General features: G+C 47.5%; 21 protein-coding genes and 2 tRNA genes. 15 read left to right on the plus strand and 8 right to left on the minus strand.

Features of this window, described 5'->3' with window-relative positions; genetic code table 11:
• Nucleotides 1-15: 15 nt before the first annotated feature.
• Genes J2X05_RS05150 through J2X05_RS05160 form a run of 3 tightly spaced genes read left to right on the plus strand, consistent with a single transcriptional unit; the run spans nt 16 to nt 2,573 of the window.
• Nucleotides 16-1,551 carry a DNA recombination protein RmuC gene (locus tag J2X05_RS05150; protein WP_310069622.1) on the plus strand — a complete coding sequence of 512 codons (1,536 nt, stop codon included), beginning with the start codon at nt 16-18 and terminating at the stop codon, nt 1,549-1,551.
• Between the two features lie 23 nt (nt 1,552-1,574).
• Entirely contained in the window at nt 1,575-2,048 is a 474-nt protein-coding gene (locus tag J2X05_RS05155; protein ID WP_310069625.1) for a DUF2489 domain-containing protein, read from the plus strand.
• Nucleotides 2,049-2,060: 12 nt separating this feature from the next.
• On the plus strand, nt 2,061-2,573 hold the full coding sequence (locus J2X05_RS05160; RefSeq protein WP_310069627.1) for a GNAT family N-acetyltransferase: 513 nt from the start codon (nt 2,061-2,063) through the stop codon (nt 2,571-2,573).
• 9 nt (nt 2,574-2,582) lie between these two features.
• On the opposite strand, the gene trmA is transcribed toward J2X05_RS05160, so the two are convergent.
• Genes trmA through J2X05_RS05175 form a run of 3 tightly spaced genes read right to left on the minus strand, consistent with a single transcriptional unit; the run spans nt 2,583 to nt 5,906 of the window.
• Nucleotides 2,583-3,671, minus strand: coding sequence for a tRNA (uridine(54)-C5)-methyltransferase TrmA (gene trmA, locus J2X05_RS05165; RefSeq protein ID WP_310069630.1), 1,089 nt, complete (start codon nt 3,669-3,671; stop codon nt 2,583-2,585).
• 57 nt (nt 3,672-3,728) lie between these two features.
• Nucleotides 3,729-4,460, minus strand: a complete 732-nt coding sequence (locus J2X05_RS05170; protein ID WP_310069633.1) for a hypothetical protein — start codon at nt 4,458-4,460, stop codon at nt 3,729-3,731.
• Nucleotides 4,461-4,499: 39 nt separating this feature from the next.
• A complete protein-coding gene (locus J2X05_RS05175; RefSeq protein WP_310069636.1) occupies nt 4,500-5,906 on the minus strand; it encodes a two-component system sensor histidine kinase NtrB in 1,407 nt (468 codons plus the stop codon).
• Between the two features lie 230 nt (nt 5,907-6,136).
• Here J2X05_RS05175 and J2X05_RS05180 point away from each other — a divergent pair.
• The 5 genes from J2X05_RS05180 (at nt 6,137) to J2X05_RS05200 (ending at nt 10,571) form a co-directional block, all read left to right on the plus strand.
• Nucleotides 6,137-6,212: transfer RNA gene (locus J2X05_RS05180), tRNA-Val, on the plus strand.
• A gap of 61 nt (nt 6,213-6,273) precedes the next feature.
• Nucleotides 6,274-6,350: transfer RNA gene (locus tag J2X05_RS05185), tRNA-Asp, on the plus strand.
• Nucleotides 6,351-6,983: 633 nt separating this feature from the next.
• Complete coding sequence (locus J2X05_RS05190; protein ID WP_310069639.1) at nt 6,984-8,354, plus strand: coiled-coil domain-containing protein; 1,371 nt, start codon at nt 6,984-6,986, stop codon at nt 8,352-8,354.
• A gap of 12 nt (nt 8,355-8,366) precedes the next feature.
• On the plus strand, nt 8,367-9,308 hold the full coding sequence (locus tag J2X05_RS05195) for a 1-aminocyclopropane-1-carboxylate deaminase/D-cysteine desulfhydrase (RefSeq protein WP_310069645.1): 942 nt from the start codon (nt 8,367-8,369) through the stop codon (nt 9,306-9,308).
• Between the two features lie 108 nt (nt 9,309-9,416).
• Nucleotides 9,417-10,571, plus strand: a complete 1,155-nt coding sequence (locus J2X05_RS05200) for a cyclic nucleotide-binding domain-containing protein (RefSeq protein ID WP_310069647.1) — start codon at nt 9,417-9,419, stop codon at nt 10,569-10,571.
• Between the two features lie 2 nt (nt 10,572-10,573).
• Here the strand turns inward: J2X05_RS05200 and J2X05_RS05205 are convergent, their stop codons facing one another.
• Nucleotides 10,574-11,536 carry a DUF1853 family protein gene (locus J2X05_RS05205; RefSeq protein WP_310069650.1) on the minus strand — a complete coding sequence of 321 codons (963 nt, stop codon included), beginning with the start codon at nt 11,534-11,536 and terminating at the stop codon, nt 10,574-10,576.
• Between the two features lie 93 nt (nt 11,537-11,629).
• On the opposite strand from J2X05_RS05205, the gene J2X05_RS05210 reads away from it, so the two are divergent.
• The 7 genes from J2X05_RS05210 to J2X05_RS05240 all read left to right on the plus strand — a co-directional run bounded on the left by J2X05_RS05210 (nt 11,630) and on the right by J2X05_RS05240 (nt 19,680).
• Nucleotides 11,630-12,529: an NAD(+) kinase gene (locus J2X05_RS05210; protein WP_310069652.1), complete on the plus strand. Its 900-nt coding sequence runs from the start codon at nt 11,630-11,632 to the stop codon at nt 12,527-12,529.
• Between the two features lies 1 nt (nt 12,530).
• Nucleotides 12,531-13,541 carry a metallophosphoesterase gene (locus J2X05_RS05215; RefSeq protein ID WP_310069656.1) on the plus strand — a complete coding sequence of 337 codons (1,011 nt, stop codon included), beginning with the start codon at nt 12,531-12,533 and terminating at the stop codon, nt 13,539-13,541.
• Nucleotides 13,542-13,624: 83 nt separating this feature from the next.
• On the plus strand, nt 13,625-14,479 hold the full coding sequence (locus J2X05_RS05220) for a rhomboid family intramembrane serine protease (protein WP_310069658.1): 855 nt from the start codon (nt 13,625-13,627) through the stop codon (nt 14,477-14,479).
• 34 nt (nt 14,480-14,513) lie between these two features.
• The gene (locus J2X05_RS05225) at nt 14,514-14,786 is read left to right on the plus strand and encodes a YeaC family protein (protein WP_310069661.1); all 273 of its coding nucleotides are present in this window, start codon (nt 14,514-14,516) and stop codon (nt 14,784-14,786) included.
• 17 nt (nt 14,787-14,803) lie between these two features.
• On the plus strand, nt 14,804-17,503 hold the full coding sequence (gene pepN, locus J2X05_RS05230; protein WP_310069664.1) for an aminopeptidase N: 2,700 nt from the start codon (nt 14,804-14,806) through the stop codon (nt 17,501-17,503).
• A 235-nt stretch (nt 17,504-17,738) separates the two neighbouring features.
• The gene (locus J2X05_RS05235; protein ID WP_310069667.1) at nt 17,739-18,872 is read left to right on the plus strand and encodes a methyl-accepting chemotaxis protein; all 1,134 of its coding nucleotides are present in this window, start codon (nt 17,739-17,741) and stop codon (nt 18,870-18,872) included.
• A 4-nt stretch (nt 18,873-18,876) separates the two neighbouring features.
• Nucleotides 18,877-19,680, plus strand: coding sequence for a nitrate- and nitrite sensing domain-containing protein (locus J2X05_RS05240; RefSeq protein ID WP_310069670.1), 804 nt, complete (start codon nt 18,877-18,879; stop codon nt 19,678-19,680).
• Between the two features lie 67 nt (nt 19,681-19,747).
• Here the strand turns inward: J2X05_RS05240 and J2X05_RS05245 are convergent, their stop codons facing one another.
• The 4 genes from J2X05_RS05245 to J2X05_RS05260 all read right to left on the minus strand — a co-directional run bounded on the left by J2X05_RS05245 (nt 19,748) and on the right by J2X05_RS05260 (nt 25,088).
• Nucleotides 19,748-21,484, minus strand: coding sequence for a BatD family protein (locus J2X05_RS05245; protein WP_310069672.1), 1,737 nt, complete (start codon nt 21,482-21,484; stop codon nt 19,748-19,750).
• An 88-nt stretch (nt 21,485-21,572) separates the two neighbouring features.
• Nucleotides 21,573-23,534 (minus strand): vWA domain-containing protein, encoded by a 1,962-nt coding sequence (locus tag J2X05_RS05250; protein WP_310069673.1) that lies wholly within the window; start codon nt 23,532-23,534, stop codon nt 21,573-21,575.
• Entirely contained in the window at nt 23,534-24,553 is a 1,020-nt protein-coding gene (locus J2X05_RS05255; protein ID WP_310069677.1) for a vWA domain-containing protein, read from the minus strand. The genes J2X05_RS05250 and J2X05_RS05255 overlap by 1 nt, the downstream gene beginning before the upstream one ends.
• Nucleotides 24,546-25,088, minus strand: a complete 543-nt coding sequence (locus tag J2X05_RS05260; RefSeq protein ID WP_310069679.1) for a DUF4381 domain-containing protein — start codon at nt 25,086-25,088, stop codon at nt 24,546-24,548. The genes J2X05_RS05255 and J2X05_RS05260 overlap by 8 nt, the downstream gene beginning before the upstream one ends.
• Nucleotides 25,089-25,127 lie beyond the last annotated feature (39 nt).

Consider the following 25,127-nt stretch of genomic DNA (forward strand, 5'->3'; position numbering starts at 1 on the left):
TTCTGGAGTTTTCTTGTGAATCCATCGGTATTAACTCTTATTGCCGCCCTGGCTGGCTTGGCTATCGGCGCCCTTATTGTGTATTGGATTGTTGGTCGTCGCCTCGATCAAGCCGTGTTTGCCAAAACTCACGAGCTTGAATCCGCCCTGCAGCAATTACAGCACAGCCATGCGCTGCGCGAAGCGGCACTGCAACAAGAGGGCAATCAGCTCAAATTGCAGGTGGCAGACATCAAAACCCAGTTGCAATCCACCCTGCAACATGCAAATGAATTACAGCAATCTCTGGGTGTTTCCCAGCAGGATGCAGCCGGCCTGCGAGAGAAAACCCGTCACTTTGATGAGCTGCAACAACAATCTCTGCGTAAAGATGAGCAGCTTACACATCTTGCTAAAGAAAACACCGAACTCAAAACCCGTTTGGAGCAGGAACGCAAAAATTTCGCTGAGCAGTTGGCGCTTTTGCAAAATGCCAAAGTGGAATTGGCTAAAGAATTTGAAAACCTTGCCAACAAGATTTTTGAGAACAAGCAGCAGCAATTTAATTTGAATAGCAAAAGTCTGCTCGACAATACGCTCGATCCTCTGAAGCTACAGCTCACAGAGTTCCGCAAAAAAGTAGAGGACGTGTACGAAAAAGAAAATGCGGAGCGTAATCGCCTTTCTGGGCAAGTGGTAGAGCTGCAAAAGCAGGCGCAAAAAATCGGCGAAGACGCGGTTAATCTGGCGCAAGCACTCAAAGGTAATAGCAAAGCCCAGGGGAATTGGGGTGAAGTAGTGTTGGAGCGTTTGCTGGAGGAATCCGGTTTGCAAAAAGGTCGCGAATACGACACGCAAGTAAATTTCACTGGCAGTGATGGCTCGCGTTTGATGCCAGATGTAATTATTCATTTGCCAGAAAATAAAGACATTGTTATCGATGCAAAGTGCTCGCTGGTTGATTATGAAAAATTCTGCAGCTCTGATGATGAAGCCGAGCGTAAATATTATCTGAATGCCCATGTAAATTCGTTGCGCAGCCATATCAAAAGTTTAAGCATTAAGGATTACGAAAAGTTAGATGGTATTAAAGCGCTCGACTTTGTATTTATTTTTATCCCGATTGAGGCAGCGTTTATGTTTGCCTTGCAGCATGAGCCGGGTTTATACCGCGAGGCCTATGACCGCCATATCATTTTAGTAAGCCCGACAACGTTATTGGCAACTTTGCGCACAGTCGAGAATATTTGGCGCTACGAAAAGCAAAACAAAAACGCCGAGCGTATCGCTAAAGAAGCGGGCGCCTTGCATGACCAATTTGTATTGCTGTTGGAATCTCTGGATGCGATTGGCAACTCGCTCAATAAAACCCAGGAGGCTTACAGCAAAGCGCGTGATCGTTTACAAACCGGGCGCGGCAATCTGGTAAAGCGTGTCGATGATATTCGCCGCTTGGGCGCAAAAACCAAAAAATCCATTGCTGGCCATTTATTGGAAAATGCCGGTGCTGAGATTGAGACCGAAGAGCTTTTATTGGATATGGATCAGCCTGATGATGCAGGTGGGCGTTAACACTTTTTGAGAGCGTAGTAACAATGAGTCTGTTGTCGATATTAATTATTTTGGGTGCGTTAATTATTCTGGTCTTGACGGCCATCGCCGGCCGGTTGGTTTATAAAGTATATCTTCAGAAAAAAGATCGCGCAGTTAAACTACAAGCACTGGAAGCCGCTAATCAAAAAGCGCAAATTGAACGGCGCGAATGGGTCAATAAAAGTATCCAAATTCTTGCACAGGCAGTTCATAAAGACGAATTGACGCTGACTGAAGCCAGTATTCGCATTTCCGGTCTATTAGATTCACTCGACGTAAATGCCGATATAAAAACTGAATTTTCCGCTTTTTACCAGTTGCGTGAAAAAACCAGTCACATTCCTTATTTGGAAGCCTGGCAACACCTTTCCGATGCCGAGCAGAAAAAATTTGATCTTGAACGTTTGCGTCACGAATCCACCTTCAATGATTTTGTGATGGATGCCGCCAAGCGCATTCAGGGGCGGGATTTTTAGGGCTATTTGAACATGACGGTAGAATTTATTTGTCGCGCTATGCGATTGAGCGATATTGCGGATGTGATTCGTATTCAGGCCGAAGCTTATATCGATGAAATTCTCGAAACTGACGAGGTGATTCTCGCCCGCTTTGCGCAAACACCGGATACTTCCTGGGTCGTCGAGCGCGCGGGTGAAGTCTGTGGTTATCTGGTTGGTTATCATTCAGCGCTGGGTGAGGTATCACCTTGGGGTAGCGAGTTTGCGCACAAGCCTGAATCAACCGCGTTGTATTTGCACGACCTCGCCATTAGCAAATCGGTCGCAGGTTGCGGCTTGGGGCCGTTGCTGGTGAATCATGCTTTGATGGAAGCGCAGCAGCGTGAACTGCGCGCGGCGGCTTTGGTGTCGGTGCAAAACTCCAAATCCTTTTGGCAGAAATTAGGTTTTAATGAATGCGATCAGCTGGATGAGATCCAGCAACACAACCTTGCATCCTATTCTGGTCCTGCAATTTATATGACGCGCGAGCTTGCTGGTTAATTTTTCCAATTATTTTTTCTGCAACACCACACCACATTCCACATGGTGTGTGTAGGGGAACTGATCAAAAATTGCAAAGGCTTTGATGCTGTGCGTTTGAGTAATTGTTTTTAAATTTTCGCGCAGTGTTTCCGGGTTGCAGGAAATATACAGGATATTATCAAAGCGCTGGGTAATACTGGTGGTGTGTGGATCAAGCCCGGCGCGCGGCGGATCGACAAAAATGGTAGAGAAATTATAATTCGCTAAATTGACATGGCGCAGGCGATTAAACTCGCGCACGCCATCCATCGCTTGGGAAAATTCCTCGCTCGACATGCGGGCAATCTGGATGTTGTCGATCTGATTTGCAGCAATATTATATTGCGCTGACTCCACAGAAGTTTTGGATACTTCGGTAGCCAAAACCTTGCTGAAATTTTGTGAAAGAGGCAAGGTAAAGTTGCCGTTACCGCAATAGAGCTCTAATAAATCCCCGCTCAAGCCTCTGCTATTTTCGACCGCCCATGTCAGCATAGCTTCGCAAATTTTTGCATTGGGCTGGGTGAAGCTGGCCTCCACTTGTTGATAAGCATATTCGCGCCCTGCAACGCTCAGACGTTCAATAACATGGTCGCGTTCAACCAATAACCGCTGCTTACGACTGCGGCCGATAACATCGATTCCCAGCAACTGTTTCAGTGATTGTGCTTTGGTTACCCAGGCTTCATCCAGCGGTTTGTGATAAATCAAAGTCACCAGTGCTTCGCCACTTTGGGTAGTTAAAAAATCGACTTGGTAGAGTTTGCGGCGCAACAAATCATCGCTATTAATTTCCTGCAATACGCGCGTCATTAATTGGTTCATCAATGCAGAACCAACGGGAAATTCATGGATCGGGTAGGGGCGTTTGAATTCGTCCTGGGTGAACATCACATATTCGGTGCGTTCTTGTTGATGCCATACGCGAAACTCTGCGCGCATGCGGTAATGTTTTTCGGAGGAGCTGAAAACGCTGATTTCCGGGAGCGAGAATTCGGCAAAATCCTGCTGGATTTTTGTAAGTTTTTCGGCGAGTTGCTGCTGGTAGCTGGCGGTGGAGAAATCTGTGGGCGTCATACTGGGGCTCATAAAATAAGAAACAAGCCGCAGGTGGCTGCGGCTTGGTATGGCCCATTATAACTTCTTCGTCTCACATTTGCCCCATTCACAGGTGATGATGTCCACGGCTTTTTCACCACAGAAATTGGCATAAGCTTCCTTCGGCCATTGATTGGCAATGCTCAGTGTATAAGCGGCGGTGCAGCTGGATTCATGCGCTTTGGCAATGGTGAAATAAGTTGCACCTTGAGATGCGCCTGATAGTCCGCCAGCGAGTTGTGGTGCATCGGCAATATTGAGGTCGAGCGGTACATGGGTAAGCAGCTCGGCCTGGTAGGGCGCGATCAGTGGATCATTTGCCAATGGGAGTTTGTTGCCGTTGATTTGCGCCAGGCGAAATTGGCAGGTTTTTTGTTTATTGACCGGGCTGCGTTGCGCTAACGCTAGTTCATTGGTTGCACGGTTGCGCGCATCCATCACAAGGCGAATAGCGGCAGGCGCTAGTGTTTTGCCATCATAAGTAAATGTATTGCTGGCTTGCTGTTGGCTGTAATAGCTATCGGCGGCAGCGACCAAATTTGCGTTTGTGTTTATCCAATTTTGTTGAATGTCGATTGCATCCAGCTCGGTATCGCCACCCAAGGCTGAGCAGGTAGAAAACAGTGTGGAAAAATAAACCGTTTCACTCAGTACGTGGGTTGCTGCTTTTTCAATGCTGGTGGCATCCGGGATTGTGGGTGGGGTTGCGCAGCCACTCATGAATACAGCACTCAATGCTGCAAGGTAAAAATAGTGTGTGTTGATCATTATTATTTCCTGGTAAACGATAAATTGCGTGATTGTTTGCTACTGCAAAGGCAATTGGATAATAAAATTGCTGCCTTTGCCGGGCGCAGTTTTTACATCAATCGTTCCCTGGTGGCGCTCGGTGATAATGAAATAAGAAACAGATAACCCCAAGCCTGTTCCTGAACCCAATTCCTTGGTGGTAAAAAAGGGTTCAAAGATGTGTTGGCGAATAGTATCGGCCATGCCGGGGCCGTTGTCCTGAACCTCGATCACAAGATGGTGGTTTTGTGGATAGGTCCTAATCCAAATACAAGGTTGTTCTATCGCGCTGCTTGCGAGCGCTTGTTTTGCATTGCGCAACAGATTTAGCAATACCTGCTGCAGTTCGGGGGCAGAAGCATGCAGGGGCGGCATTGGGTCGGCAAATTCGGTGATGATCTGCAATGCATGCTCACTTTGCGGCTTGGAGTAGCTGCTGTGGTTAAGTGCGATAGTTTGTTCGATGAGATGTTTGATATCGACCAAGCTGGTTTTACGCTGTGAATTGTGGGAAAACTCCAGCATATTGCGCACGATAGTGGCGGAGCGTTCGCCCGCTTCGCGGATGGAATCCAGCATCTGGGGAATTTCGCGTGCGTGTAGATAGGTATTTACTTGCGGAAAATCAATTCCTAATTCCGTTGCGCGAGTTTGATTGACGGGAAAGTTGGCGTCTGTTCGACGTGCAATATTTTGCACGTTTTGCAAAATCACACTGAGTGGATTATTGATTTCGTGTGCGATGCCTGCTGCTACCTCGCCTAGTGAATACATTTTCTCATTTTGTATCATCAGGTTTTCGATAGTCACTTTTAGCGTGACATCGTCCACACGAATAACAGCGCCTTGTTGGGTGCTGGAAATTAATGGGTAGATGGTAATTTCAAAGTAACGTTTTTTTTCGTCTTCATCGTTTTGAGTGTGTTGTATTGCGTGAGGTTCGCCACTGCGGATGGAATTTTTTATTGCGTGAAGTGTAACGGGGAAGAGCGGTAATAAATCCATTATTTTTCGGTCGAGCGCTTCATTGGAAAAAATTTCAAAGGTGTTTTCGGCAGCTGCGTTCCAATGGGTTACATCACCGTTAGCGGTTACACCAATAATAATGGATGGCATGGAGTTGATCATACTTTGTAAATAAAGTTTGGTCTCGCGCAATTGGCGTCCGGTCTGCTCGTGCCGCGCGACTTCATCGATCAATAGGTTATTGGTGGTGTAGAGGCTTTCCGTGCGTTCGCGAATTTTTTCTTCCAGTGCTTTTTGCGATTCTTTTAATGCTTTGCGCGCTCGCTTATTGCTCAGGCGGCTGCGCTGTAAGCCAATAATTAATAATGTTTGTAGTACGAGCAGCAATATCACCACTATGCCCATCCAGGGGCTGGAATCGCTGTGGGAGAAACTGGTGATGAACGGGTCTGCGGTCATAAGGTATGTGTGGGGTTTGGATTGGGGTATCGATAATCTACTCTTTGCTTTTGATTTTATCGACTTGATTTCTGTACAGGACCTTCAGTTTGTGTGCTCCTGAATCTTTTTTGCTGGATTTTTATCCGCCATTGATGAGCTTTTAAGCGAATCTGAAAAAGTTTAAATGTTTAGCTAAAAAATGTTTGACAGCCCAGCCAGATTCGATAGAATGCGCACCTCTCAACGAGGGGCGGTTAGCTCAGTTGGTAGAGCAATGCCCTTACAAGGCATGGGTCACAAGTTCGAGTCTTGTACCGCCCACCACATTTTTACGCTCTTATGAACAAGGGCAATAAAGTAAAAATGCAGGTGTTGAGAAATATGCGGACCGGTAGTTCAGTCGGTTAGAATGCCGGCCTGTCACGCCGGAGGTCGCGGGTTCGAGTCCCGTCCGGTCCGCCACTATTCAAGAAACCCGCACTTGTTGCGGGTTTTTTATTGCCTGATGTAACTGCCTGCCATTAGTCCTGCCTGTTTCCTGCTCAAATGCTATTCCCTCGTACTTTTGGTTATTAGCTAATAAATATTGGGTATACATAAAATTGTCATCTTCAATTGGTAATTTGGGTTTCGAGGAGTAAAGTTCGTGAACAGCCGGGTTGTTTGGCTGTCTCTGATGAGGCTTACGCCTCATCGTAAAATCATTCCCTTAAAGGAGTAATAAACCATGCAAGACTATATAGAAGACCTGTTGGATGTTCAGTACGACGACTCTGACGATGAAATCACTGAGGACTATTCAGATATCTAACCCGGGCTGCTGCAGCAATTTGCTGCAAGGCTCGCGGTAATTTCCTCTCACAAGACTGCTTTCTGTTTACCCCGTTTCCTCATAACTCTTTTCCTGCTTCCTTCAGATCCCTATAACCAGTGGTTTTTGATGACATCTACCTTAACGGTAATTTACGTCGAGTAGGCCGCAAATCTGGCTAAAAGTCGCTATTGCGGGTGGTTGTTCACGTTTTCGTGGTAGTTGGTTTTCTATACTGCAACAACTTCCCCGGTAATAACCCGCTTGGTTTGAGACGATTGCCTATGCCCAATTCTCCCGCAGAGCAACTCGAGGCGGTCTTTCTGTTTCAGGAAGAGCAGATTTCCCGTGAGTTACTCTATCCCGAATTTGAAGCCATCCTGGATGGTTTTATCCCGGTTCCTGATTTTGCCAATGCTTCAGCTAAAGCCGTCTATGTGCAGATTGATCATTCTCTGTGTGTTACAGGTGCGGTCTTTTTTTTGTTGGGTTTTGATGCAAAAGGGATGGTTGACCGTCGCTGGAACGTGCCACTACGCCAGTTGATCGAAACGGCCGGTTCTGGACCGGATATGGGCGCAGGTGCTATCCGTTTGGCGTGTTACAGCCAGTGCTCCATAGCATGGCACCAAAAAAGCTTGTGGGACCCGCTAATGCAGCGAGGCAATAATAGTTTTGTTGCTATGCGCAAAGCGGTAAAGGCGAATCGCCTGGGGCTGATTGTTAAGCCCACTCCTGTGGAGGAGCCAAAACCTGCTGTAGCTGTACAGGCGGTGAGGTCTGCGCAGGAGGCAGAGCGCGAGCAAGTGGCATTGGAGCAGAAACTCCACGATCACTATGCACAAGAGCTGCGCGACAAAATGGCAATGCTGATTAAAGAACAGCGCCTGCGCATTGCTACCATAATGAATCAGCACCAAGCCAAGTTTCATGCCGTTCAACACGAACATCAACAGCGGTTACTGGCCTATCAACAAAAGCATCAGCAGTTTGAACAGCAAAACAAAGAGCTGACTGAGCGCAACCGCAATCTCAAAGATACCCTGGACGTACAGGCGACCAAAATTGAGGGGATGCGCGAATATTTTGCGCATAAGCTCAAAGCGGCGCAGCAGGATGAATCCAGCCAAGTGCAGGTACTGCAAGAAAATTTTGCGTTGGAGTTGGACGCCAAAATTCGCGCTGCTACTGCTGAGCTGCGCGAAATGTTGGATATGCGCGAGGTGGAACTGTTTTATCGCCATCAAAATGAGAGCGCATTGAAAGACGAGATTGTGAACCTCAAGCGAGAAAATCAGCAGCTGTTGAAAAACAGCGGTGATCAATTGCTGGGGCGCTTGACTAAGGCAGGTGTCAATTTGGTTGTCTTCTTGCCGGGGCTGGGGGAAATAGCGATTGCCTTGGATGATATTGGCCGCTATCTCGAAGATCCACAAGCTTATGCCGCGGACAAGGCTGGTGTGAGTGAAGTGATCTACCTCGCGTGGCTTGAGCACCATAAATCGCCATGCTGCAACGCAGTTGATCCTCGTGGCAAGCTGTGCGGTAGAAGCATCCCTGCGCTTGAAACTCCGTTAGAATTCCACCCTGGCGAGAGCGACCGCTGTGCCCAGCATCAAGCGGTAGCTTATTCTTTGGTGGCAGAGCGACGTTGAAGGTTAGATATAGTGTTGATCGATTCGGCGGATGAATTAATGGATATCGCCCGAAAAGTTCCTATGCAGCGACTAGAGCATAAGGTATTTACTGATGCAGGGATTGAAGTTTTGGTGCGTAGGGACGATTTGATTGATCCAGATTTATCAGGCAACAAGTTTTACAAATTATTTTTTAATCTGCGTGCTGCGCGTGAGCAAGGATTTTCCCGCCTGTTAAGTTTTGGTGGCGCTTATTCCAATCACCTGCATGCGCTGGCGGCAGCCGGAAATCGTCATGGTTTCAATACGCTTGGCGTTGTACGTGGCGAGCGGCCTGCACAATTAAGCCCAACGCTCAGCGACGCTGAAGCTTGGGGGATGCAGCTGGTTTTTATTAGTCGAACGGATTACGGCCATAAAAGTGAACCGGAATTGCTTGCTGAATTACAGTCCCGCTATGGCGGGTTTTATCTTATCCCCGAAGGGGGAGCCAATCTGGCTGGAGCGCGTGGCATGCAGCTGCTGGGGCGGGCGCTAGAGCATCAGTTGAAAGGTGACTATACTGCGGTATGCATGGCCTGCGGAACCGGGACTAGTGTGGCAGGTCTGGCGGCAGGAGTTGATAGCACCAAACTGGCGCTGGGCTTTTCGGTTTTAAAAGGTGAGGGTGGTTTGGGTGACGCAATATCCACTACTTATCGCCAGATTTGTAAATCTGGTATCGATGCTAACTGGCGTTTGATTACCGGCTTTCATGCGGGTGGTTATGGAAAAAAACACCCTGAATACCTGACACAATTTTGGCAAGATTTTGAGCGCAGTAGCGGTATACCACTTGATCCTGTCTATACCCTAAAACTGTTTTGGGGAATGAATTCCCTCGCGCAACAGGGGTATTGGCCTCGTGGCTCGCGGATTGTTGCAATACATTCTGGCGGGCTCCAGGGGCGACGGGGTTTTATTTGCCCGTAATGGTTTGTAATAGCCGTAATGAATTCTGTACTGGATAGTGTTGTGTGATTGAAAAGTTGTGTGAATACGTTGTCTTAAGTTGTCGCTGTCATCTTGAAGGATGTTGTTATGCAAGCTCAGAAAACTACCTCATCTCCAACGACGACCCAGGTGCCGCCGGTTGAATTCGATCTGAATTTAACGCGCACACTGGTGCCGTTAAAAGATATGAGCGAAAGCCATTTGCTCGCATTGTTGGATGATGCTGTGGTTGAGACGGTCTGCGCAGGACAAACTTTGTTTACCGCCGGTAACTACGACGCACAGCACGTATATCTACTGCATGGTGATGTTTCTTTGGCCGCTGAAGATGATACCTGCACCCGAATTAAAGGTCGGTCTTCGCTTTTTCCCATTGCACATCAACAACCCCGTCAGTTTACGGCGGTAGCCGAAACAGATTGCAGTGTGTTGCGCATCGACAGCGAACGTCTGGATAAAATGCTGACCTGGAGCCAGGTGGCAGATTATCTACAGTTAATTATTTCGCGTGAGCGCGATCTTGATGAAGACGTTGATTGGATGATGATTGTTTTAAAATCCAATTTGTTTTTCAAAGTTCCGCCACTCAATGTCGAGCAAATTTTTTCGCGTCTCACCCCGCAAGTCGTCTATGCCGGTGATGTGATTATTCGTCAGGGTGAAATGGGTGACCAATGTTACTTCATTAAAGAGGGTGAGGCTGACGTAACTCGCCACAGTGATAATAAGCGGCAGCACCTTGCAACGATCAGTGTCGGCCGCTGTTTTGGCGAAGATGCCCTTGTAAATGAAACCGTGCGCAACGCCACTGTGATGATGCGTACCGATGGTGTACTGATGCGCTTGGACAAACAGGATTTTTATCGTCTGCTGAAAGAGCCGAGTGTTGCCACTCTGGCATTGAGTGAGTTGGAAGCTCATATCGCCAAAGGTATTGTGGCGGTAGATGTGCGCAGTGAAGAAGAATATAGCGAAATGCATTTGCCGCAAGCGGTAAATATTCCCTTGAATATTCTTGCGATAAAGTCGCGTTTGCTTGCTAAAGATAATCTCTATATTTTTTATTGCGATACCGGTCGCCGCAGCCGCGCTGCTGCACATTTATTGGCGCAGCACGGTTATAACACATTGGCGTTGGAAAATTGTCCGCAATTGTTTACCCCTGCGGGAGTGCAACAGTTTTTGAAGGACACCAACAATTATGTATTGCGCGATGGGGTGGCAGTGCTCGGGCAGAGGTAACTTTACGCGATTGATTGGGGTTGTGGCCAGTTGTCTGGTACGACAAAACCGCGCCAGGCTTCGCTCCAAAAGTTATCCGTACAATCCGCTTTTTTCAAGGCCGCTAATAATAGCGGCTTTTTCATTTCACCAATCTGCCTTTGTAGTTGCTTTATTAATTCGACCCCTTGTACCAATTCATTTTTGTCATTGACATGTGCGGGCGATAACCAGCGCTTGCGTTCGAAAATAATCCATTGCATATCGGCATGTTCCGGCAGGTATTGCAAAAAATCCTGCAGATGCCACCAGTATCCGTGGCCGTGATTTTCGTTGCTAAAAGCGGGGCTGTATTTCGTCGGTACAGGTGAAAATAAATAACCCTGCAAACACAGGCCGGTTTTCCATTCGGTTGCTTCCGGATACAAGGTTTGCAATTGTGTTCTTGCCTCTGCAGTTCGGTGCAACGGCAATTGGTGCTTGTGCAAATGCGACAGTTTTAAATCCAGTCGGTCATGGCTGGCGGGGCCAATCCAGTGATGCCAATCGCGCGCTTCATCGGGATTGCTGGTGTTGCATAAATAAAATTTTACAGCTGTTTCTATGTGCCAATATTCGTTGCCGCGACGACACAAAAAATCAAAAGCACCGAGCGTGATTCCCTTGCGCTCTATTTGCAAATTGTGATTCAGTAATTCCCAATCGGACTGTTGCGAAAAATAAAAGCGCCAAAGTGTTTCGTAATAAATACCCAGTCTTGTACTTTTGACTTTTGCAATTTGCTCGATAAGTTCATTCGGCTGTTGATCCAGTGCGATCAACCACGGCCACAGTCGATCATTACCGATTAGCAGCATAGCAGCACCTGATTCTGGCAATTCCTGCATCATGGGCGCACTAAAACAGCACCATGCAAGGTCGCGTACGGCTTGGTGCTGCAGTTTGTGCACACGCTGATTGAACGATTCGTTTTTCGTTTCTGGCATAAAATGAAGTCTTGGTTGATCTGCAGGCTATAATAGCTTACAAACCTGATTACTATTTGCACATTTTCATAACCGCTCACTCAGTGAATTTCTATGACTCATTTTTCAACCATTGGCTTGATTGGCCATCTCAACAACGAGCGCGCGGTCTATTCCATCAAGCGATTGATTCGTTTTTTGCAGCAGCGTAAAAAGGCGTTTGTGCTTGAAGCCGAGACGGCTGCGCTAATCACTGATGCAAGTATGGTGTCTTCTGCACAACAAATCATGGATATGGAGGCGCTAGGCCAAGTCTGCGATCTGGTGATTGTGGTGGGGGGCGATGGCAGTTTGCTGCGCGGTGCCCGCGCGCTAGCCAAGTACGGTGTACCGCTGTTGGGCGTGAATCGCGGGCGCTTGGGCTTTCTGACCGATATCACGCCAGAAGATATTGAAGACAAAGTTGATGAAGTCTTATCGGGCAAATTTAAATCCGAGCAGCGTTTCCTGCTGGATATGGAGGTCAAGCGGCAGGGGCAAGTGATCGCCACGGCGGATGCATTGAATGATGTGGTGCTGCATCCCGGTCAATTTATTCATATGCTGCAATTTGAAATCTCTGTCGATGGCGTATTCGTTACCAGTCAGCGCTCCGACGGAGTGATAGTGTCCACACCGACTGGCTCTACGGCCTATTCACTGAGTGGTGGCGGCCCGATTTTGCACCCGGCGCTCGACGCCATAGTGGTCGTTCCCATGAACCCGCACACACTCAGTAGCCGCCCGATTGTGGTGGCAGGGGATAGTGCGATCAGTATTATGGTTGGTGAGCACAATCGCGCTGAACCTATGGTCACCTGCGACGGCCATTCCCATGTGGATGTGCAAACGGGCGATGAAATTTGTATCCGCAAAAAGCCGCAGCTGCTCGAATTGCTGCACCCACTCGATTACAACTTCTATGAGCGCTGCCGTTCCAAGCTGGGCTGGGGCGGTCATTTACTGAAGGAATAATATGACTGAAACCGCGCCGAACCAATCTTACTATCCGCCGGTGATGGGAACGGCGAATGGTTATGATTTGATTGGCGATGTGCACGGTTGCGCCCAGTCGCTTGAGCGCTTGTTGCAGTTGCTGGGCTATCAAAAAATTTCCGGTACCTATCGTCACCCACAGCAGCGGCAGGTGATTTTCCTCGGTGATATTGTCGATCGCGGCCCGCGTATCCGCGAAGCCCTGCATCTGGTGCGCGACATGGTGGAGCAGGGCAGTGCCCAGATGATTTTGGGTAATCACGAATTTAATGCGATTACCTATTCCACGCCTGCTGGTATCGCCGGCGAATATTTGCGCCCTCACACGCCTGCGAATGCCCGCCAAATCAGCGAGACACTTGAACAATTTGCTCATCACCCGCAGGAGTGGCAGGCGTTTTTGCGCTGGTTTGTCGAGCTGCCGCTGTTTCTGGAAATCCAGCATCCGCAGACCCGACAAGTATTTCGTGCGGTACACGCCTGTTGGGATCAACAGCTGATCGACTTACATCGGGCCACCTATGGCGATGGCCATATCGATTGGTTGTTCATCAATCGTTCTGCCCAAAAGGGCAGTTTGGAAGCCAGAACCAAGCAGCGTCTGACGGGGGGTGTGGATTTGCCCTTACCCGAGGGCGAAACCATGGTATCGTCAGATGGTTATGTGCGCCGCGCGTTTCGTACCAAATTTTGGGGGCACACGGCGCGCACCTATGGGCAGTTGTTGTTCCAGCCAGATCCAATCCCGGAACATATCGCCAAGGCAGAAATTTCCCCTGATCACCGTTCACAAATGGTGTACTACGATAAATCCCAACCGCCGCTATTTATTGGCCACTACTGGCTCAAAGGCCAGCCGCGCCCACTTGCACCGAACCTTGCTTGCCTCGACTACAGTGCGGTTAAATTCGGGCGATTGGTGGCGTACCGCATGGATGGTGAGGCACAATTGCAGCCTGACAAATTTGTGTGGGTCTATGTTGATCCGTAAGTGTCGAACCAAACCGATGGTATTGATCCCTTATCATTCACGCTCGTATCTGTTATTACTCACCTCTACACCGGAACCCATCATTGAACTGGATTGCTGTTAAATATTTTCCACTTGATCAGGATTTAAGTGTGCTCAGCGGCTATTTGCGCGAGCGCGGATTGCAGCACCGCATAGCTGAAGAGAATGGCCAACAATGTTTGTCTGTCATGGATGCCGCGGTGATTCCAGCTTTACAGGAATTTCTTGATCAATATTTGCAGGGGCGCGTGGAGTTGCACCCGGCAGCAACTGCCGATATGCAACCCGCAGATAATGGACCAACATTATTGACGCAGGCGGCACATGTGCCGGTTGTTGTATGCCTGATTATTCTCAGTGGTTTGGGCGCATTGCTGATTGAAAGTAATCTGGCTAAATCCTGGGTTCACTATTTTACGTTTCAGGATTTTGCCGGAAATACGTATATACCATTAAGCGATTCGTTGGCGCGCGGTGAAATCTGGCGGTTGCTCACCCCTGCTTTTTTACACTTTGGTATTTTTCATGTGTTGTTTAATAGTTTATGGATGTGGGATTTAGGCCGGCGCCTGGAATTTTTCCTGGGCAGATGGCATTTCCTGTTATTTTTTGTGATCACTGCTGTCGCTTCCAATGTTGTGCAATATGTTTGGAGTGGCAGCGCTAATTTTGGCGGTCTGTCAGGTGTGGTTTATGCACTGGTAGGTTTTATCGCCGTGCGCCAACGTTTGGCTCCTCACCCGCTTGTTACAGTACCTCCCGCACTCATTGGTTTTATGCTCTTCTGGCTGGTGTTATGTATGACTGGAGCTGTGGATTATTTTATTTCAGGATCCGTCGCCAATGCAGCACATGTGGGCGGCTTGGTTGCCGGTGCTATTTATGCATTTGCGACACGAAATCGTTATCGACGTTAACAGTTTAATGTCATCGTAATTGAGTGAGAGATTTATGGATTTACAACAATTGCTTTCCAGCCTTACGCCGGAAATTTACCAGAATTTAAAACGCGCTGTTGAATTGGGTAAATGGCCTGATGGTAACCGGTTGTCAGCCGAGCAGCGCCAGTTGTGCATGCAAGCGGTTATTGCTTATGAACACAAAAATCTGCCCCCCGAACAACACACTGGTTATATCCCGCCTGAACCACACACCTATTGTGGTGATGACGATCATGAGCACGACCATGAGCCACAAGATAAACCGATCAAGTGGGTTGAATAAATTTTAAGGATTTCGCCATGACTGCCGTTGAACAATCACTGCCTGCCAAAGAACAGCAACCAAAAACCATTTACCTAAAAGATTACCAGGTTCCCGGCTACCTCATCAAAACCACGGATTTGCGTTTTGAAATCTATGAGGGTGAAACTATTGTGAGTGCGATGCTGCATTTGTATCGCAACCCTGCCGCATCTACACCTGCAACACAATTGACCTTGCATGGCGCTGATCTGGAATTGATTTCTATCGCTCTGGATGGAAAAGTTCTTACAGGCAGTGATTACGAATTTGGCGAAGAAAGTCTAACCATTTTCAATACGCCGGCTGAATTCAAGCTGCTTAGTATTACCAAAATCAAGCCTGAATCGAATACATCGCTGGAGGGTTTGTATCGCTCGCGCACTATGTATTGCACCCAGTGTGAAGCTGAAGGTTTCCGCAAGATTACCTATTATCTGGATCGCCCGGATGTGATGAGCGAATTCACAACCACCGTTGTGGCCGATAAAAAATACCCAGTACTTTTGTCCAACGGTAATTTAATTGACCAGGGTGATGCAGAGAATAATCGCCACTATGCAACCTGGCATGATCCGTTTAAAAAACCGGCTTATTTGTTCGCGTTGGTTGCAGGCGATCTTGCGCACATTGAAGATAAATTTACGACCTGTTCCAAGCGCGAAGTCACGTTGAAAATTTTTGTTGAGCCAAAGGATTTGGATAAATGCGACCACGCTATGACCTCGCTCAAAAATTCCCTGCGTTGGGATGAAGAAGTCTATGGTCGCGAATACGATCTCAATATTTTTATGATTGTGGCGGTCGATGATTTCAATATGGGAGCCATGGAAAATAAAGGCCTCAATATTTTTAATACCTCCTGTGTGCTGGCAAAACCGGAAACGACTACCGACGGTGGTTTTCAACGTGTTGAAGGCGTAGTGGCACACGAGTATTTCCACAATTGGAGCGGCAATCGTGTCACCTGTCGCGATTGGTTCCAGTTGAGTTTAAAAGAAGGTTTTACGGTTTATCGCGATTCGGAATTTTCGGCCGATATGGGCTCGCGCACCGTAAAGCGCGTTGAAGATGTAACCCTGTTACGCACCTTGCAGTTTGCGGAAGATGCCGGCCCTATGGCGCATCCGATTCGTCCGGAATCCTATATTGAAATTTCCAATTTCTACACCATGACGATCTACGAAAAAGGTGCAGAAATAATTCGTATGTTGGCGACTTTGCTCGGCAAAGAAAATTTCCGCAAAGGCACTGATTTATATTTTGAACGTCACGATGGACAAGCGGTGACGACTGAAGATTTTGTCGCAGCACTTTCCGATGCATCGGGACGGGACCTCACCCAATTTAAACGTTGGTATTCTCAAGCAGGCACACCGCGTTTACAGGTTAGTGATCATTACGATGAAGATGCACAGGAGTATTCACTCACTATTAAACAATCCTGCCCACCAACACCTGAGTGCCAGCAAAAACTCCCTTTCCATATTCCTGTTGCAATAGGCTTGTTAGGTAGTGCAGGGGATTTACCGCTGTATTTAAAGGATGCAGAACCTGATTTTGAAACTGGCGATAACACTCATAAAGTGTTGGAGTTAACAGCGGCAGAGCAAACTTTCGTATTCCAACGCGTACAAGAAAAACCGGTGCCCAGTTTATTGCGTGGTTTTTCTGCGCCGGTGAAGTTGCATTACGACTACAGTCGAGATGATTTGATTGTGCTCATGAGCCGCGATAGCGATGGTTTTAATCGCTGGGAGGCGAGCCAGCAATTGGGCTTGCAAGCTATTCATCGTGCGATGGAGGCGTATCAGCGCGGTGAGGACTTTGCTGCATTGCAGCTCGATGTAGATTTGGTTGCCGCTTACCGCAGTGTGCTGCAAGACGATAGCCTCGATAAAGCGATGGTAGCTTATATGCTCAGCTTGCCATCTGAAGCCTATCTCAGTGAATTGGCCGATCTTGTCGATGTAGAGGCAATTCATTACAGCCGCACTGCAATCCGTAAAATGATTGCGCGCGAATTGCGCGATGATTTTGCCCGTATTTACCGGGCGTATGATCACGCACAGCCCTATGCAGCAACTGCCGATGCTATTGCCGCACGAAGTTTGAAAAATGTCGCATTGGGCTATTTAATGGTGTTGGTTGACGAGACAGTGGTTCGCGCCTGCGAGCAGCAATACCGCGCTGCCAATAATATGACCGACGTGATAGCCGCCTTGACCCAGTTGGTGAACGCAGAGGCTCCTTTAGCACAGCAGCTGGCAGAAGTGGCGCTCGCTGATTTTTATCAGCGCTGGCAGCACGAATCGCTGGTGGTCAATCAGTGGATCAGCGTACAAGCAACCTGCGTGTTGCCCAATACCCTGGCTAAAGTAAAAACACTGCAAACCCATGCCGCTTATGATGGAAAAAATCCCAATAAAATTCGCGCACTGGTTGCCAGTTTTTGCAATGGCAATGCGATTAATTTTCATGCCGATGCAGGTGCCGGGTATCAGTTTCTGGCCGACCAAATCATTGTGCTGAATACACAAAACCCGCAAATTGCTTCACGCTTGTTAACACCTCTCACTAAATGGAAAAAATACAGTCCTGATCGGCAGCGCTTGATGAAAACCGAATTGGAAAGAATTATGGCTACACCAGGTCTTTCCAAAGATGTGTTTGAAGTGGTGAGCAAAAGTTTGGTGTAAGTGAAATCTTATAATTAAAACAAAGAACGGGCATCGCGCAAGTGATGCCCGTTTTTTTTGCCTGTGTCTGGCATGAATGTTGATAGATATACGTCGGATATTACCCATAAGTAAAAAACCGCAATGGGATGTGCATCTTTTTGTTGCATTGATAAGGCTGGGAAATTTCCTTGCACTGATTGAGTGCTCGTTTTTGTCTGATGCCGTTTTGTAAGGTGAGGCTGGAGGTTGCGTGATGGTGCGTTTTTTGGGGCAGGCGGTTGCCTCGGTAAAGTCCTGGGTATTATTGGTAGCTATTTTTTGTAATTTGCTCCTCGTGGCTTGCGCTATTTTTCTGGATAGCAGCAGCTTTTGGTTACTGGTGCCTCTGCTGTTAGTGGTGATTTTGATTCTAGGTGTAGTCGGTGGTGTGACTAAGGATATAGAGGGAATTAAACAGTATTTATCGGCTGTCGATAAGGATGAGCTGGTCGATTGGAATCGTTTAGTCGCTGGGCCGCTCAATAGTTTGCACGATACTTTTATCGAGGTATTCAAATCGCGGCAGAGGCGCAATGCAGAATATAAAGATGCGGTAAAGGAAATGGGCCACTCATCATTTGAACTGGCGGCGAATGCAAAAGAGGTTTCAAAAAGTGCGGCTTATCAATCCAGTGCAACGGCATCCAGCGCTGCGGCAATCACGGAAATAAGTCACAGCATTGATGACATCAGTAGTCGTATTGTGGCAGCACGCGATGCAGCAACCAAAGCCTGTGACTATAGTAAAAGCGGTGGAGGTGCTTTGGCGGGGGCTAGTAGTGAGGTCAGTGCAGTAGCTAATCTTGCGCGTGAAACGGAAGTGCGTGTTAGCCAGTTGGGAACGTTGATGCACAATGTTACGGCCATGTCACAAATTATCAGCGATATTGCAGGACAAACCAATTTGCTTGCACTCAACGCCGCGATTGAGGCTGCTCGTGCAGGTGAGCATGGGCGTGGATTTGCGGTGGTGGCAGATGAGGTGCGTGCGCTGGCAGTACGCAGCCAAGGTTCGGCCAGTGAGATTGCAACCAATATTGCGCGTGTGCAGGAGAGCATGCAGCAGGTGTTAGTAAGTATGAAAAACGTAGTAGAAAAAACAGATAAGTCATTGCAAGGTGTATTCAGTGCAGATGAATCTTTAAAGTCAATATTAACAACAACCGATGATGTTTTTGGATTGATCGATGAAATTGCCGTTGCTGCAGGTCAACAGAGTGTCGCAGCGCGTGAAATTTCAAAACATATAGAAACAGTGGCGGATTTGGCGAATCAAAATAGTTATCGCGCCGGTCAAGCTGCTGAAATTGCCGACCACTTGCATAGATTGACTCATCAATCGGAGTAGCACTATGGAAACTCCTGTTTCGCTAATGATTATTTTATTGGCTTTTCCAGTGGGTTTTTTGATGTTTCTAATGGTTTCATTGAGCCGTAAAAAACGTCAAGCGAACCTGTTGTTTACCCAAGGTATTGAATATATAAAACTGTTGCGTACTTTATTAACCTATGTGCAACAGCATCGCGGTTTAACGACTGGTTTTATTAATGGCAATCTTGGTGCAAAACCAGATATAGAAAAAATTGCTATAAAAATTAAGCGGATCATGGGCGAGCTTGATGAAGCTGGTGATTGGATACGCAGTAATGTTAAGTGGTCGAGCCTGGTAGACCACTGGACCCGCTTGGGAATAACCTATTTGCAGGGAGATGCCGATAAAAATTTCAAGCAGCACAATATTCTGATCGCCAACCTGTTGTACCTGATTGACGATGTGGCTGATGTCCACCATCTTTCAAAAATAACGGGCGATGCCATGGATACTGATTGGCGCTATCTGTTATCGATTGCCGAATATATCGGGCAGGTGCGCGCATTAGGTACGGGGGTAGCAGCGAAAGGTGAGTGTTCAAGCGTATTGCGTATCCAACTCAATCACTTGCGCAATAAAATTGCATCGAGCGTGGACTCTTCCTGGCCGGATAAATCTCGTGTGGAAATCCAGCAGCTCTTGCGCTGCATTGAAACCCAATTAATTGTTGATCATCCGAGTATCCAGGCAGGCGATTATTTTAAATTGGCGACCCGCTGCATTGAGCATGTGCTCGATCAGTTTGATCGCCAGATTGATCGTTTACAGTATTATCGCAATTAAAACCGAAGCAGGCAGAAACTGAAATCCGCAACTGCTGTTTAGTTCAGTTGCGGTCATCTGGTCTTTATTAAACTCTGTAGAGCGGCTGCAACTTATTGTTGTCGGCCGTTTTTTTATGTTTGGTTTTGCGTAGATTGACCAGGAGTTGCAATAGTACTTCAGTGTCAGGTGCGCTGTTGTGAGCACTAAATATCGCTTCGTCCAATTTGCGCAGTTCATCTGCGAGCGCTGAATCTTGTGTCTGTGCGGCGATTGCTTGCAGACTGGTAATGGATGCATTTTTCCAATACACCTGCGCCCAGTTAATCAAGGCTTTGCGCAGCCCCGTTAATTTTTTATCGGCCAGGGTACGCTTGAAATTATTCCAGGCTTCAGTTTCTTTTTGATTTAATTCGTTAAGTTCATCGCGCTCTGTTGCGTAAATGGCTGAGAGTTCACGCTTGGTTTGCCAAAAACGCAGTGCAAAAACTGCGGCAACTAATAATGCAAGTGCATTAGTGATGTATAGCCAGAGTGGCACTTTTTCCTGAATAACTGTTTGCTGCGGTTCAATCGTGCTTAAGTCGGTATTGATATCCACGCTAGTGGGTTCTTCAACTTCATTCGTCGGTGCTGCCAGTTGGGTCATATCACCAAGTCCAACAGTAAGGGAAACAGCGGGCAGGGTGGCGGTGCGGATGCTGTTCGTTTTTGTGTCCCACCAATTGAGTTTTATTTCCGGCAAGGTGAAATGCCCCGCTTTGGTGGGCACTATCGCAATGGTTTCAATACGTGAACCTTCAACACCATTGGCCGATTTTTGGTCGTCGGTTTGCGCCTGGTCATTATAAAAAGTGAGTCCATCAATGGGAGCTAATTGCAGGGGGTTAATTTGCCCTGCGGTTAGCCCATCCGCTTTAATGGTGATGCTGCGGGTAATAGGTTCACCTATTTTTAAGGAGTCGAGGCTGGTGCTCCAATGTTCGCTCATGCTGACATTGAGTGCGGGCAGCCAATCGCCTGCGTTGACTGATGCGGGGGCAGGCAGCACATTGATGCGCTGTTCATCGGTGCGCAAACGCAAAATATTGTTTTGGCTGTTGCCATAAAAGCGGTCCCACAGATCGCGCTGGCCTGAATTAACTGAAACCTGGTAGAGCATGCTGGGAATAATTAATTCGCCACTTTGTTGTGGAAATACCGCATAGCGTGTTTCTACCACGGCACCCGGGCGGCCATTAATTTTGGTTTGGTATTGTTTTTCATCGATATTGACCACTAATGCATCTTTAACTTGCAGTGGTTGCAGGTCTACACCACTCAGACCCACAGTGGTATAGAGGCGCAGTGTGACAATAATTTGCTCTTGTACGTAGCTGGTATCTTTGCTGGTTTCAACTTCTACAGTGACATTGTTGTCGGTGTTTTTGGGCGATTTACTTTTGCCCTCAATCGTTATTTCAATTGCATCACTAATTGCACCATCAATGGTAAACGACGGAATCAGTAATTTACCAATACGTTTAGGCGCCAGTGCAATTTTCCACTCGGTAGAAGCTTCCATATTGCCATTGATAATGCTCATCTGGGTGCCGCTTTGGGTATTTAAAATATCAAAGTCTTTGCGCAGCAATTCGTAATCCGGCGTGGTATTAATTTGCTCGTCATAGCGCAGGACGAGGGTAAATGTTTCCTCCAGTCCCAGCACATCCCGGTCAACGCTAGCGGTCAAGTTACCCGCATAGACGTTGAGCCCGGTAATCATTAACAAAAAACCTGCGCAGCGGCTGAGGTATTTTTGGAAATTAAATGAAGCTTTTTTCATTGCGTTCTACCGTTAATGGTTCCGTAAAATGTTTCGTAAAGTGCTCTACTGTCTAATCTGGATATTGTGAGTACAAAAAGTGTATCCACTACCAGCGATCTTCGGCTCCATTTTCTGCCGGTTCCCAATCGCCATTCAGTATTTCCTGATTGCGTTTATAGTGTTCGTAATTAAATTTATTGCGCAATAAGCCACCCGGATCATCCGGTATGCGGCGCAACCACTGTTCCATTGCTTGGCGTTCTTCATCTGTCAAACCATCATCCTTTGGTTCTCCAGCTTGCATCTGCTGCATTTTTTCTTCAGCGGCTTGCTGCTCTTCCTGTTCGCGCTGTGCAGCTTCAGCGGCTTTTTCTTCGTCCGTTTTTTCTTGTTGGGATTGTTCCTGGTCTGACTTTTCCTGTTCAGATTGTTTTTGCTGCTCGTTCTGGCCAGCAGAGGATTGCTGATCCTGTTGTGACTGCTGGTCTGATTGATTCTGTTGTTGATTCTGATCTTGCTGGTTGTTCTGGTCCTGTTGTTTTTGTTGATCGTTTTTGTCTTGCTGTTGCTGATCTTGTTGTTGCTCGTCCTTCTGCTGATCACTATTACCTTGGTCTTGTTTCTGTTGATCTTGGTCTTTTTGATCCTGCTCGTCTTTGTCTTGCTGATCCTGGTTTTGTTGCTGCTGTTTGAGCAATTCTTCTACCAACTTGCGATTTATCTTTGCGTCCTCAAGTTCAGGGTTGAGCTTGAGGGCCTGATCATAGGCCTTGATTGCGTCGGGTAATTTGCTGGCTTTAGCTAGCGCATTGCCACGGTTGTAATGAGCATCAGCATCGTCGGACTGGGCAAAGTTTTTTGCGGCTTCTTCATAATCCCCCGCACGATACTGGGCGCTTGCTTTCCAGTCTGGGTGGTCAAATTGTTGCGCTGCTTCAGCGGCTTGTTCTTGCTGCAATTTTTCGTAGGCTTGCTGGTTTTTGTTTTTCCACAAATCATCCCAACCAAACGCATAACTTTTATTGGGTGTTAAAGCGGTGAGAGGAACGATGAATAAGCAGAGTAAAACCCCACGGCGGAAGCAGTAGAGAATAATGGGCAATAGTAACAACACCAACCAGTGGCCGCGGTCGTACCAGCTATCAAAATCGCGCTCGACCCGTTGCGTTTCTTCTTTTTTCGGTGTGGGTAAATCCATTAAATAATCTATGTCACTGCTGGTGCTGGCCAGGGTGCGATAGCGGCCACGGCTTTGGTTGGCGAGATTTTGCAATTCACCCGCGTTGAGTTGGGTGGTGACTATGTTGCGTTTGTTGTCGCGCACAAACCCGCCTTTGCTACTGGGTATGGGGGTAGGCGCAGTTCCACCGACGCCGAGAATAGACAAGCGGTATTGGCTTTCGCGAGTCATAATCTCACTGATGTTGTATTGCGCATCTTTATCGATACCATCGGTAATCAGCAGTAAATCACCCTGGGTGATGGCTGCGTTTTTTAATAATTGGATTGCGCGCGAAACTGCTTCCTCGGTATTGCTACCTTGTGCGGGCATGATGTTAGGGTGCAGCGCAGGAATAATATTGTTAATCGTTTCGGTGTCGTCGGTCAGCGGTGTGACCACATGCACATCACCCGCGTAAACCAATAATGCTGTCTGACCATCTTTTCGCAAGCGCAGTAAATCGGCAATTTTTAACCGCGCGCGCACCAAACGTGATGGCTTTACATCTTCACTCATCATGGAAGGGGACAGATCGAGTAACAGCACTAATGCTTGCTGATTTTGTTCAACGGCAACCGGACGTTTTTCCCAGCTGGGGCCAGCGAGCGCAATGCAGCTAATAATCCATGCCAGTAATAGTGCGATAAGTTGCCAGGGTCTGATACGAGTAGTCTGGCCGTCGAGTAAATACTGCAATAATTCCGGTGCAACCATTTGCTGCCATGAGCGAGCGTTGTGTTTTTGATACCACAGCAAGAGTGCGACAACGAGCACAGGGGCGAGTGCCACCAGCCACCAGGGGCGCAGAAAATGAAATTGGCTGATGAGTAAATCCACAGCAGACATTATTTCGCCTCCACTGTATTTTTTGCTAAAGGTGTTGCACGGCCTTGCCAGATATGGCTCAAGGCAAAAATCAAACTGAGAAAAAATGCAAACGCCAATGGCCAATAAAATAATGTCTGCACCGGGCGAAAGGTTTCTGTTTCCATTTCAATCGGCTCCAGTCGATCCAATTCGCGATGGATGCTATCCAGTTCCTCCAGGTCGCGTGCGCGGAAATATTTTCCACCGGTTTTTTCAGCAATAGCCATCATGGTTCCTTCATCCAGATCGGCTGAAGGATTGACGGTGCGCGAGCCAAAAATGCCCGGTACTTCCATCGATTCTGCACCAAAGGCGATGGTGTAAATTTTAATGCCGGCTTTCTGTGCGAGTTCTGTTGCTTTATCGGGTGCGAGTACACCGGCGGTATTGGCACCATCGGTAAGTACCACTAACACGCGGCTTGCATCGGGCCTATCGCGCAAGCGTTTCACGGCGAGGCCGATAGCATCGCCAATTGCGGTTTCGCGCCCGGCAAAACCAATTTGTGCTTCTTGCAATAATTGATTGACGGTATTGCGATCATAAGTGAGTGGTGCTTGCAGATAGGCTTGCGCACCAAACAAAATTAAACCTAATCGATCAGTAGTGCGGCGCGTAACAAAATCGCCAATCACTTTTTTAACCGCCATCAACCGCGTGATCTTGCGGCCATTGGCGACCATATCGGTCTGCTCCATACTGCCGGAAATATCGACCGCCATTAATAAATCTCGGCCACTCGATGGCATGCTGGTAGGCTCGCCCACCCATTGCGGGTTAGTGGCGGCCAATAAGCAGAATAGCCACATCAGCCAGAGCGATAATAATTTTGCCGGACGTTTGCCCACTCCCAAACGATTTTGATGTTCTAGTTGACTAGCGTGTTGGTAAAACGGTACACGCAGCGCAGCTTCAATACGTTTTTTGGGTGTAATAAAACCCATTAATAACGGCAGCGGTGCGAGCCACAATAACCATGGCCATTGCATTTCAAACATTGCTGGCCTCCGCTGTTGTTTTTACCCTTTTCGAGGCTGGAATTCTTTGGCGATAGTTGCGGTGCATATTGATCCACTGCGAACTGATTTGGTGTAATCCACTCACATCTAATTGCGGATTTTTTTGGTAGGCGCTGCTTAATAAACTTTGCCCGAGATCGCTGGAAAATTTTTCGTTCAGTGTCGGGCAAACTTCATCCAACCATTGCAACCAGTCGCTGCCTTTAATGCTGGCATTAAAACTATGTGGATAAGCGGTAAGTGCTGTGCGACGCAGTAGCAGGCTCAGTGCTTGCAGATAAGCTCCTGCATTTTGTGTTTGTTGATAATCTGCATACATACCGGCGAGTTGATGCTGGGCAATAATACGATAATGATTTTGCTGTTTACGCTGACGCCAGATAAAAAATCCGATAATGGCCATGACCAGTAAAGCGAACAATATCCACCAGCCAGGCGCTAGTGGCCACCAGCTCACACCATCGGGTAAATGGATATCGGCTAATTGATCCAGGGGAGAAGAGGTTGGTTGCATAGTCTGCTTTTATTCTTCAATAAGTTGTAGTTAATGTTA

The organism is Cellvibrio fibrivorans (assembly GCF_031457055.1).
GTDB lineage: Bacteria > Pseudomonadota > Gammaproteobacteria > Pseudomonadales > Cellvibrionaceae > Cellvibrio > Cellvibrio fibrivorans.

Excerpts from the sequence above, each read along its gene's own strand:
- J2X05_RS05155 (WP_310069625.1), top strand. The coding sequence starts at position 1,575 with ATGAGTCTGTTGTCGATATTAATTATTTTGGGTGCGTTAATTATTCTG.
- J2X05_RS05160 (WP_310069627.1), top strand. The coding sequence starts at position 2,061 with ATGACGGTAGAATTTATTTGTCGCGCTATGCGATTGAGCGATATTGCG.
- trmA (WP_310069630.1), bottom strand. The coding sequence starts at position 3,671 with ATGACGCCCACAGATTTCTCCACCGCCAGCTACCAGCAGCAACTCGCC.
- J2X05_RS05170 (WP_310069633.1), bottom strand. The coding sequence starts at position 4,460 with ATGATCAACACACACTATTTTTACCTTGCAGCATTGAGTGCTGTATTC.
- J2X05_RS05175 (WP_310069636.1), bottom strand. The coding sequence starts at position 5,906 with ATGACCGCAGACCCGTTCATCACCAGTTTCTCCCACAGCGATTCCAGC.
- J2X05_RS05190 (WP_310069639.1), top strand. The coding sequence starts at position 6,984 with ATGCCCAATTCTCCCGCAGAGCAACTCGAGGCGGTCTTTCTGTTTCAG.
- J2X05_RS05200 (WP_310069647.1), top strand. The coding sequence starts at position 9,417 with ATGCAAGCTCAGAAAACTACCTCATCTCCAACGACGACCCAGGTGCCG.
- J2X05_RS05205 (WP_310069650.1), bottom strand. The coding sequence starts at position 11,536 with ATGCCAGAAACGAAAAACGAATCGTTCAATCAGCGTGTGCACAAACTG.
- J2X05_RS05210 (WP_310069652.1), top strand. The coding sequence starts at position 11,630 with ATGACTCATTTTTCAACCATTGGCTTGATTGGCCATCTCAACAACGAG.
- J2X05_RS05215 (WP_310069656.1), top strand. The coding sequence starts at position 12,531 with ATGACTGAAACCGCGCCGAACCAATCTTACTATCCGCCGGTGATGGGA.
- J2X05_RS05225 (WP_310069661.1), top strand. The coding sequence starts at position 14,514 with ATGGATTTACAACAATTGCTTTCCAGCCTTACGCCGGAAATTTACCAG.
- pepN (WP_310069664.1), top strand. The coding sequence starts at position 14,804 with ATGACTGCCGTTGAACAATCACTGCCTGCCAAAGAACAGCAACCAAAA.
- J2X05_RS05235 (WP_310069667.1), top strand. The coding sequence starts at position 17,739 with ATGGTGCGTTTTTTGGGGCAGGCGGTTGCCTCGGTAAAGTCCTGGGTA.
- J2X05_RS05240 (WP_310069670.1), top strand. The coding sequence starts at position 18,877 with ATGGAAACTCCTGTTTCGCTAATGATTATTTTATTGGCTTTTCCAGTG.
- J2X05_RS05245 (WP_310069672.1), bottom strand. The coding sequence starts at position 21,484 with ATGAAAAAAGCTTCATTTAATTTCCAAAAATACCTCAGCCGCTGCGCA.
- J2X05_RS05250 (WP_310069673.1), bottom strand. The coding sequence starts at position 23,534 with ATGTCTGCTGTGGATTTACTCATCAGCCAATTTCATTTTCTGCGCCCC.
- J2X05_RS05255 (WP_310069677.1), bottom strand. The coding sequence starts at position 24,553 with ATGTTTGAAATGCAATGGCCATGGTTATTGTGGCTCGCACCGCTGCCG.
- J2X05_RS05260 (WP_310069679.1), bottom strand. The coding sequence starts at position 25,088 with ATGCAACCAACCTCTTCTCCCCTGGATCAATTAGCCGATATCCATTTA.